This window comes from Hymenobacter sp. (genome assembly GCF_036387835.1).
GTDB lineage: Bacteria > Bacteroidota > Bacteroidia > Cytophagales > Hymenobacteraceae > Hymenobacter.
Window position 1 is genome coordinate 38,127 of record NZ_DASVSY010000089.1, and the last position, 9,457, is coordinate 47,583.

General features: G+C 50.6%; 9 protein-coding genes. 1 reads left to right on the forward strand and 8 read right to left on the reverse strand.

Annotated elements, in window-relative coordinates:
• Positions 1-4 precede the first annotated feature (4 nt).
• Positions 5-304, reverse strand: coding sequence for a hypothetical protein (locus tag VF639_RS17355; RefSeq protein WP_331147196.1), 300 nt, complete (start codon positions 302-304; stop codon positions 5-7).
• 171 nt (positions 305-475) lie between these two features.
• Here VF639_RS17355 and VF639_RS17360 point away from each other — a divergent pair, with 171 nt between their 5' ends.
• Complete coding sequence (locus VF639_RS17360) at positions 476-1,231, forward strand: glycosyltransferase family 2 protein (protein ID WP_331147197.1); 756 nt, start codon at positions 476-478, stop codon at positions 1,229-1,231.
• Positions 1,232-1,439: 208 nt separating this feature from the next.
• Here VF639_RS17360 and VF639_RS17365 read toward each other — a convergent pair whose 3' ends face one another.
• From VF639_RS17365 to VF639_RS17390, 7 genes are all read right to left on the reverse strand, one after another.
• Positions 1,440-3,119, reverse strand: coding sequence for a glycosyltransferase family 39 protein (locus VF639_RS17365; protein ID WP_331147198.1), 1,680 nt, complete (start codon positions 3,117-3,119; stop codon positions 1,440-1,442).
• A 507-nt stretch (positions 3,120-3,626) separates the two neighbouring features.
• The gene (locus tag VF639_RS17370; RefSeq protein WP_414654745.1) at positions 3,627-4,883 is read right to left on the reverse strand and encodes a metal-dependent hydrolase family protein; all 1,257 of its coding nucleotides are present in this window, start codon (positions 4,881-4,883) and stop codon (positions 3,627-3,629) included.
• Positions 4,884-4,902: 19 nt separating this feature from the next.
• Positions 4,903-5,571, reverse strand: coding sequence for a hypothetical protein (locus VF639_RS17375; RefSeq protein WP_331147200.1), 669 nt, complete (start codon positions 5,569-5,571; stop codon positions 4,903-4,905).
• A gap of 68 nt (positions 5,572-5,639) precedes the next feature.
• The gene (locus VF639_RS17380) at positions 5,640-7,973 is read right to left on the reverse strand and encodes a S46 family peptidase (protein ID WP_331147201.1); all 2,334 of its coding nucleotides are present in this window, start codon (positions 7,971-7,973) and stop codon (positions 5,640-5,642) included.
• A 165-nt stretch (positions 7,974-8,138) separates the two neighbouring features.
• On the reverse strand, positions 8,139-8,666 hold the full coding sequence (locus VF639_RS17385; RefSeq protein ID WP_331147202.1) for a YkvA family protein: 528 nt from the start codon (positions 8,664-8,666) through the stop codon (positions 8,139-8,141).
• A 94-nt stretch (positions 8,667-8,760) separates the two neighbouring features.
• Positions 8,761-8,946: an HAD domain-containing protein gene (locus tag VF639_RS25410; RefSeq protein WP_414654747.1), complete on the reverse strand. Its 186-nt coding sequence runs from the start codon at positions 8,944-8,946 to the stop codon at positions 8,761-8,763.
• Positions 8,940-9,233, reverse strand: coding sequence for an HAD domain-containing protein (locus VF639_RS17390; RefSeq protein ID WP_331147203.1), 294 nt, complete (start codon positions 9,231-9,233; stop codon positions 8,940-8,942). Before VF639_RS17390 ends, VF639_RS25410 begins: the two co-directional genes overlap by 7 nt.
• Between the last annotated feature and the right edge of the window lie 224 nt (positions 9,234-9,457).

A 9,457-nucleotide genomic window follows, 5' to 3' on the forward strand; every position in this document is an offset into this window, starting at 1 on the left:
TCGCCTAATTCAAGCTGATGGGAGGGAAGCGAGAACTGACACTGTCGAAAATGAATAACTCGTGGACCTGAACATCGGTAAAGTAAGGGTAGAGTGGAAGTTTCTGTATGATCAGGCGGATAGCTTCAGTGTCTTGGCCGTTCATCGTTATCCAGCCTTGCGTACGGTCGGCGCTGATGGCGTAGGCCTCCACTACATTTTCCTCCATAAGCCGGTTAATCGATGCGCGGTGACGGGGAATGAGGGCGACAAAGTCATCAGTGAAAACCACGGGCAGATGGAGCGTAACCATGAACTTGGCCATATGCAAGGGCTTAAGAGTGCACTAACGCCCGTCGAAACAACAAAGTTGACCAGGAGGGGAGTATACAGCAACTTTTTCCGCGTCTCTGTAGAATAAGAATCGGCCGCTTACCGGCCCTTTGCACCATGGACAAGCTTTTTAGGGTTGTCCGCTTACCTCTTGCACGTCTGTATGCACTTTACGGTTATCACACCGACTCACAACCGCTGCCAGTTTCTGCCCGAAGCCGTGGCCAGCGTCCGGGCCACTGTTACGGCTCCGCTCGACATTCAGTACGAGCATTTTATTCTGGAAAATGCCAGCACCGATGATACTGCTGACTGGCTGCGTACTACCACTCAAAAAGGCGTGCCCCTGCGGGTTATCAACCAACCCACCAAGTTGCAGCCTGGCCCCGCCCGCAACATCCTCATCCGCGAAACGCCCGCGGACTCCTGGCTCGTTCCCCTCGATGACGATGACCTGCTGCTCCAACGCTGCCTTTACCACTACGGCGCATTGATTGAGCGCCACCCTGGCCACCCCTGGTTTGTAGCCGACTTCCTGCGCGTAGACGAAGAGCGCCGCTACCTGCCAAGCGAAGACTACTATGCCTGGCGTTTCGACTCGGCCACGGATATGCTCAAGGCTATTTTCAAGGCCGAGCACTTTATTCAAGGCAACGTCTGCTATGCCCGTAGCTTGTTTGAAAAAGTAGGTGGCTATGACGAAGAAATTGAAATGGCTGAAGACCTCGATTTGTATGTGCGCTTCCTACTGGCTGGCCACCTGCCTGTCCTGTCGCCCCACATCAGCCACCTGCACCGCTTCCACACCAGCAACGTCAGCATCGGGGTAGATGCCGACAAGCATGGCGCTGACCTGCGCGTAATTTACGACAAGTACGCCGTTCAATTAAAGGAATTAGGTGTGGAGCGGCCAGGGTAATTTGGATCTGCTGCCGCAAAAAAGCGAGTGAGTTGAACAAATCAACTCACTCGCTTTTTTGCGGCAGCAGGAGTACACTTTTTAATGTGAGAAGTAGTATTAAAATATAAAGGATGATTATGAGTTGCAACCCAAAACGGTTTTATAGTTATGTGCTCAATATACAAACGCGACACTCGGCTGTCCCATTCGCAAACGAATATGGAAGTTAGTTATTTGGCAAACTATATAATTTGACATCAATGCTTTCCCGTTGAAAGCTATCTACTGGTATGGCGCCAAGTTTAGAAACCTGGTTCTCCAGTGCTCTTCCGGGAAAGAAATTTGGTTCGTAATACCATTTTGGATCACGGCCAGGATATTGCCCAATATTATTTCTTAGGAGAGGATTTTGCACAAGCCACAACCTCTTCTTCCCTTTTAGATCTCCAAATTGTTTAAGTACCTTGCTATAATAATCTGATTTGCTAGAGGCTTGAGACCTAATATCCTCGCGGCCTAATGCTGTGTATTTAAGGTTGTAAGCGTCCTTGTAATATTTGTAGGCATGGTTCATATTCCAATAAACGAAAACGGCATCTCCTTTCTTATATCTATCGTTGACATACAGAAGAGCTTCTCTATTGTATTCTTTTTTGTACAAATAAATGGGGCTTACAGTAAATCTGACTGCATTCCAAAGAGGAGGAGCTAGTAAAAGTAAGAACAGTATTGTTGCTGCTATTGCGCTTTTACGAGGTCCAAAGGCAGCAGCAACTCTCTCTGCTCCGTAGGCGATGAGAATAATAAATAGTGGGGCAAGAAACAATATAAATCGCTCATAAAAAGGATAGAATTTAAAACCGGAGGCAAGTAGAGTAAGAAGTATTGGAGCAGCTAACAAAGCTAAAAAATATTTGTTTCTTTTAAACAGCACAACAATAGCTATTATTTCTAAGAGAATAGGGAGGTAAGGCATTCTGAAAAAAGTCTGAATTATTGAATAATCCTTTATATGGTGGCCAAACTTTGTCAGCATGCCAAGGTTGCGCTCTAATAACATATAATATGCATAAGCAAACCAACGCAGGTCTTTAAATGATGAAGGAGGCATGGGCATGTAGGCATCATAGATTACCTCAAAGAAGTTTTTGAGCCAGCCGGAGTCCTCGAACTTGCGCAGAAAGAAAAAATAAACAAGACTAAAGCTAAATAGCCATATAGTAAAAGGAATTAACTTTAGAAAGAGGTTTCCCCAATCTCTTTTAAATAAAATATTAAAACTTACCACAATAGCTATACCCGCTAAGATAAATATCGAAGAATAGGAAAACCATACTAGTATGCCGCCGCTAACCCCCCACAGCAAAAGAGAGCTTATTTTGAAAGAATGCTGAAATTTTATGAACAAGTGCAAAGCCAGTACTGCGGCGAAAAGCTCTGCGCTATACTGTTTTGCCTCAGTGGAATGATAAATAAAAGGTTCGCCCATGGCTAAAATTCCAATGGCTACAAGGGCTGCCCACGGTTTTAAAAAGTATTTGGCTACAGGTACAAAAATAAGCAAAGAGCCAAGGCCGCAGAGTAAGGAAAATAAACGAAGCGCCCTTTCTCCCTCGCCGAAAAGGATTACTGCAAACTTTACCGCCCACAAATAACCGAGAGGTGCTTTCTGCTCATAATCCATGGGAGAGGTAACCAACTCCAAGAAACCCAGTCGTATCAGATTCCCATTTAAATAAAGCTCATCTATCCAAAAAGATCTGTTGTCATAGTAGTGAAACAGCCGCAAAAATACTCCTATGAGCACTAAGCCTATTACTATTTTGCCATGATACTTATTTAGTAAATCAAATAAAGTAGCCGTTTTCTGTACATCAACAGCCTTTTTTTCTGATGTAGATAGCATACGTCGGGCGTTTTAGAATGATAACTGAGACATCAAAAGGAGCGGCATTGAAGTTGCCGGAATTGGAGTAGACTTCGCTTAATGAGCCAATCAACCTGTCATGCTCTTGGTGTAGCATAGCGTACCGCTACACTCTACTAATGTGTAGTCTGAGCCAATGAAACTGTAGCAGCACCTTAAACTTCATTCACTGTGCGGTTCTAATTCCTGATGAAAGAAGAATAACTCTTCAGGAAAACTCGACGTAACTAGGATTACGCTTCAGTGGGAGAAGGTAAACCGTATGATATGCCTGGGGAAATTTATAGAAACAGCAGAACAAATTTTTTCCAATATAGGAACGTACTATCGCTTAATTGAAATGTTTTTCTAAAAAATTGTTATTTTCTTTGGTAGAGTACAATAAGCTCAGCTGTCCAAGCATAACTTTTATCGACGCTGCGGTAGGTTGCAATCTACAGAGGTTGAGTGGTATACATACTGATTTAGTCTGTTGTGAGGAAGCTCCTATTTCATTTCTACGCCGCCTTTGAGCACCAGCTTCACTTGTCGCAGCGCGCCTACATCCAGCGTCGGGTCGCCGGCTACGGCTACTAGATCGGCGAGGAGGCCGGTTTGAATGCGGCCCCGGTCGGGGAGTTGGAAGATGCGGGCGTTGCCGCTGGTGAAGCCGCGCAGTACTTCCAGCGGCGTGAGGCCATATTCGCGGGCGAGTAGTTCGGCCTCGCGTACGTTGTCGCCATGAGTGAATACGCCTACGTCGCCACCGATGGCTAATGCTACGCCGCTTTGGCGGGCGAGCTTCATGCTCTCCTTCTTTAAACGAATGCGCTCGGGCTCCGGGTCCTGGCCTTTGCGGTAGCCTCGGTAGAGTGAAATAGCGTCGCCGGCAGCTACGGTGGGGCAGAGGGCTACGCCGCGCTGCTTCATCAGTTTGAATACTTCGGCGGTGCCGCCGTCGCCGTGCTCGATGGTTTGTACCCCGGCCAGGGTGGCGCGGCGCATGCCTTCGGGCGTGCTGGCGTGGGCTACTACGGGCCGGCCGGCGCTGTTGGCGGTTTTTACAATCAGGTTGAGCTCATCTTGCGTAAATGTGGGGCGGCTCGGCTCGTTGGCACCCCACCGATAGTCGGCGTATACTTTAATGACGTCGGCGCCTTTGCCAATCTGCTCGCGCACCGCCCGGATGATACCATCAACACCGTCAGCTTCTTGAGCGCCTTGTGGCACTTCCACATCCACGGAAAGCTTGGGGCCATAGCTGCCGGTGGCCACCAAGGCCCGCGTAGCCACTAGTAGGCGCGGACCAGGAATAATACCTTGCTCAATGGCTTGCTTGAGGCCAACATCGGCGTAGCCAGCACCTTCCGTGCCTAGGTCGCGGGCCGTGGTGATACCGGCGGCCAGCGTGGCGCGGGCGTGAGCTGTGGCGCGCGCCACCCGCAGCGCTTCCGATTCGAGCAGCACCTGGTCGTTCCAGGGCGTTTCGTTGTAGGGGTGTAGCAGCAGGTGGGAGTGGCCCTCAATCAGCCCTGGTAGCAAGGTGAGGCCAGGCAGGTCGAGGGTACGGGCACCGGCTGGCGCCGTTACTTGCGCGGCAGGCCCAACGGCCCGGATTCGGTCGTTTTCTACCAGTACTGCCCAACCCGGATGCAGCGTCTCCCCATCGAAAACGGCGGCAGGCCGTAGCAGGAGCAGCACGGTAGCGGCGGTAGGAGGGTGAGCTGCTAATGGCAAAGTGACCAGTAGCAGCAGTAGTAACATGCACCTCTGTCGTAAAGTATCAGCGAATCTCATCATGCAGCAGTTTGTAGTAAAAATGGGCAAATCGGCGACCAGCTTTCTTAAACTTGATGGTTATAGTAGCCTCTGTTGTATCAGGCACACCAGTCAAGTAATGTAACACGGTGACCAACTGCCGAGCAGCAGCGTAATTTGGAAGTTCAGCAATAAGTAGCCATGTGTCGGCCGGGGTGAGTTGAACTTCCACTAAACCGTACACCGGGTCGTCTTCTCCGCCATTGGAGATAGTACGCGTTCTTGTAGCTCGAATATCAGCTAGCAACAATTCGCTGCCAACTTGTAACGCACTTCCATCAGGATAATCAAAATGAAAGTAAGTATTGCCGGCTGAATACGTCAGTACAGTACGTCCTGCATGCTCCAACCGAACTATGTGCTTACGGAACAGTTGGAACACAGCTGCAACTGCAAAAGCCACGCATGGAGCTTTAATTATAAAAGAAGAAAGCGGCCATAACTGAGGAAGCAAAACGACTAAGGCTGCAAACGGGGCCCAACGATAGATAAAGCTAACAGAGGTTAGGCGTTCAGCGTGATAAGGGTACTTCAGCTCCAAAGAAGAGTATGAGTAGCGTAGCTGAGTATCATCGTGATTCGCTAAAGTGGCTAGGTCGCGAAGTTGATAAAATAAGGTGCGGCTAAATGTCATGCTTCAACCTACACAAAATGTGTCGGCCTTTGTAGAGACAAAGCTTTTGCAAGGCAGATGCTGAGTAGCTATCCGGCTTTGGCCGTGCTTGGCTGGCGTTTCACTTTCACCTTCTTTACTTTCTTATCCAGCTTTGGCTTGGTGTCGTTCGGATTGTTCACCAAAGTCATTTCTTTTACTAAGTGGCTGGCCCCGGCAAACTTGTCCATCACGAACAGTAGGTAGCGCACGTCGAGCGTGATGTTGCGGACCTGGTCAGAGTCGAACATAATGTCGGACATAGTGCCTTCCCAGTTGCGGTCGAAGTTGATGCCGATTAGCTCGCCGCGGCCGTTGATGACGGGCGAGCCGGAGTTGCCGCCCGTGGTGTGGTTGGTGGCAATGAAGGCCACGGGGACGCTGCCTTTGTAGGCGTAGGGGCCGTAGTCTTTGGCTTGGTACAGTTCGGCGAGGCGAGCAGGCACCTCGAACTCAGGATTGGTTGGGTCCGCCTTTTCCATGATGCCGTCGAGGGTGGTGTAGAAGTCGTACTTGACGCCGTCGGCGGGGGCATAGGACTGCACCTGGCCGTAGGCGACGCGCAGGGTGGAGTTGGCATCGGGGTAGAACTTGCGCTCGGGTTGCTGCTGGCGCAGCCCCGCTACGTAGGTGCGCTGGAGCAGCGCAATGTTGTCGGTGGCGGCTGTGTAGGTGGGCAGAATGGCCGTTCGGTAGTTGCTGACGATGGCCGCCGCTAGTTGGGCAGCCGGGTCGTCGAGCAGGGCGCGGGCGTTGCCTTGGGCTACCTCGTTAAGTACGGCTTGAGCACTTTCATTGGAAGTCAGGCGCGAGGTAGCGTAAAGCCTAGCAACAAAATCCGCCCAGCTGCGGGCGTAACGGGGCTGGCTTTCTACTGACTTTAACTCAGCTTGGCTCATAGGAGGATATATGGTCCAATCGCCATCAGCAGCCATTTGTTGCTTGAGCTTCTTCACATAGGCAGGCAGCAGGGCCGCGGGCGTGCCGTTGGCGTAAAGGGGCAGTAGCGCGGTGGCTACCTTCTGGTCGGTGGAGGCGCTGTAGTTGCGGAAGAAGTTGGTGGTGCCGGTCCGGGCTTTGCCAGCGGCGGTAGCAAGTTCAGCGGCTGGCACTTTTTTCTCAGCCAGATCAGCTAAGGAAAGTAGGCTATTGGCGTAGGCTATCAACTCAATGCCTAGCGCTGCCTCAGTTACGTAGTCGCGGGCCAGAGTGTAGTCGCGCGCGGCGGTGTAGCTACGCTGCATTTGGGGCAGGAGGGTGCCATAAGCGGCTTTGCGGGCTTCGTCGCCGCTATTGGCCCACTGCTGGAAAACCACTTCCTGCTGCTGCTTGCGGGTTACGGCGTCCAGCTTTTTCAGGCCCCGGTTCTCGCCGATCCACTTTTTCCAGTAGTTGGCGATGCTGGCGTACTTGGCTGCGTATTGAATTCGCACCTTGTCGGAGGCCTGCATATCCGACGCTAGAATCTTCAGCTTCGCGTCGCGCACCTTGATTTTGGCGGGGTTCGATACCGAGTAGGTTTCTTCTACGCCCCAACTGGTGAGGTACTCGTTGGTGCGGCCCGGAAAGCCGAAAACCAACGTAAAGTCACCGGGCTGCACGCCGGCCAGCGAGATAGGCAAGTGGTGACGGGGCTTGAACGGGACGTTGTCTTTGGAATAGGGAGCGGGCTTGTTGTCGGGGCCGGCGTAGATGCGGAACACGCTGAAGTCGCCGGTGTGGCGGGGCCAGGCCCAGTTGTCGGTGTCGCCGCCAAACTTGCCGATGCTGCTTGGTGGCGCGCCAACTAGCCGGATGTCTTCAAACACCTCCGTTAGGAACAGATAATACTCGTTGCCGTTGTAGAAAGGCCGAATAAATGCGTCGTAATGAGTGCCTTGCACGGCGGCCTGCGCCACGCGCTGGATGTTGGCCTGCACCATCTTCTCCCGGTCCACTTCCTGGATGTTAGTGGTCGGAACGCCGGCTAGCACTTGGCTGGTCACATCTTCCATCTTAATGATGAACGTAGCCGTGAGACCCGGATTAGGTAGTTCCTGCTCCCGGTTCATGGCCCAATACCCCTTGGTGAGGTAGTCGTTCTCGACGGAAGAGTGTTGCTGAATCTGGCTGTAACCGCAGTGGTGGTTGGTGAGCAGCAAGCCCTCATTACTTACGATTTCACCGGTGCAGCCACCTCCAAACTGAACCACTGCATCCTTCAAGCTGCCCTGGTTGATGCTGTAGATCTGGTCGGCGGTGAGCTTAAGCCCCTTTTTCTGCATGTCGGCCTCGTTGAGTTGCTTGAGCAGCAGCGGCAACCACAGACCCTCATCGGCACGGGCCGGTGGAATCAGCGTGAGAAGCAGGAAAGTCAGCAGCGCCAGCCGGGAAATAATTCGCATAAGAAAGGGGTTTGCAGAAGCAAAAATAACGATTTGGGGACGGTATGGGTGCTGGTTGGTACAGAGTTTCGCGGAGGAAAAGCGCCAAGTTCTAACGAGCAAAAACGCCCAGCCAAAGCGGCCGGGCGTTTTGCAACTGAAAATAAAGCAGCGTCAATCCCTGATTCAGGAGTGACCCATTTCCGCTACGGCTGGCAGATTTTCTGCATTGGTATTGGAAGCTGCATAAGCTGGCGCAGCGCTTGCGGCCGGAACATCGTCGGTTTCGTCGGTGGGGGTGGTGGCTTCCCACTCGCGGAAGCGGCGGATTTCGTCCTGAAACTTCTCAACAAACCAGCTAATCAGCGCCAAATCATCTAAGAAGCCCACGACGGGTATAAAGTCGGGCACCAAGTCGATGGGCGAGAGAGTGTAGAGTAGCACAGCCAGACCGGCTATAATGGTGGTATTGTCGATCTGCCGGTAGCTGCCGCTGATGTAGTTGCGCACCAGGCGCACCAGCGTGCGGGCCACGTCGAATATCTGCTTGAACTTGTTGTCGCCACTCTCTTTGCTGGCGAGTTTATTAGCAACCTCATTAAGTACCAGCACAGCCCGGAAAGGGCGGCCCAGGAGCTTACCGGCGCGGTTGAGAAATACGCTGAATAGTGCGTTTTTAGAAATAGAAAGCCCTTTTTCGAAGAGAGAAGACATATGATGAAGTTTTCTTCGGACTTACGCGGGGAGGGCAGAGGAGGTTATTGACTGAAGTTTATTTAGAGTACGGAAAACGGGCTGCACGAAAATATTAATTGCGTTTTATTCCCAATAAAATAGCTAACGCTTTTTCTGTTGCTTCATCATCTATACCTATCATAGGTTTTGTTGATACCCATTTTCCCTTGATTGAAATAGGTAAATTATTAATAGAAAGATCATCGTCAATAATTACAAATTTTTCAATAAGTCCTTTCTGTTCTACCCATTCTAATATTTCTGTCGCACGTTAGGCATAGCACTTAACACTTCTATCTCGTTAATTTTTGATATATAAGACGGAAAAATACCTCTTGTCTGTAAGAGAATCTTCCATTGTTCAATCGAATAAGTAACTCTATGTGTAGTTGTTAGCGTAATAGAAGATTTCGTTTGATTAATGATATGTGCTAAATTTTTTGCAGCACGTTCGTTGAACATCATGAATCCGTCTTCATGCAACTCTACCTTCCGCCACATTGGCGTTGTTACTAAAACACCGTCTATGTCTAATAATATTGTCATATGTAATATATTAAAATGAGCAACTTAATGTTGCATCTAAAAAAGGTAAGCATAGTAAGCTGCAAACTCCCGAACTATCTTTATATAGCAGATTCAAGAACGGTGTAGCTGTTCGCGACTAGGCTGCGTAAGCGGTTGTATGCAAGCCTATTCTTTGGATTTACGCCAGCGCGTGGCCCAGGCGTGCGCTGAGCCGGGGGCGCGGCAGGCGCAGGTGGCGCAGC